Genomic DNA, 207 nt, shown 5'->3' with positions numbered 1-207 from the left:
CTCTAGATCAAAAGTCAGCTGGTCCCCGCTGCGAGAGACAGCAAGCTCGATGTCAGACGGCGCGTTTTCGTGCTTTGCCAGATTGCTGCGCACATCACTTGGGCGATTGCCCACCACGTGATCAACGCCGCCAATCACCATCTGCGGTGTGTAGACAGAGCGTTTGGCGGCAGCGCGTGCATAGCCTCTTTGGCGGTTGGAATAGGC

At 58.0% G+C, this 207-nt stretch carries 1 protein-coding gene; it reads right to left on the bottom strand.

Annotation, left to right across the window (positions count from 1 at the left end; all coding sequences use genetic code 11):
- Positions 1-207, bottom strand: a 207-nt coding sequence (locus TA5113_RS17170) for a DUF1223 domain-containing protein (RefSeq protein WP_258953915.1), incomplete at both ends; no start/stop codon positions are given.

The sequence above is a fragment of the Cognatishimia activa genome (genome assembly GCF_001458335.1).
GTDB lineage: Bacteria > Pseudomonadota > Alphaproteobacteria > Rhodobacterales > Rhodobacteraceae > Cognatishimia > Cognatishimia activa.
The sequence above is the reverse complement of the archived record's forward strand: the minus strand, read 5'-3'. Positions and strand labels throughout refer to the sequence as shown.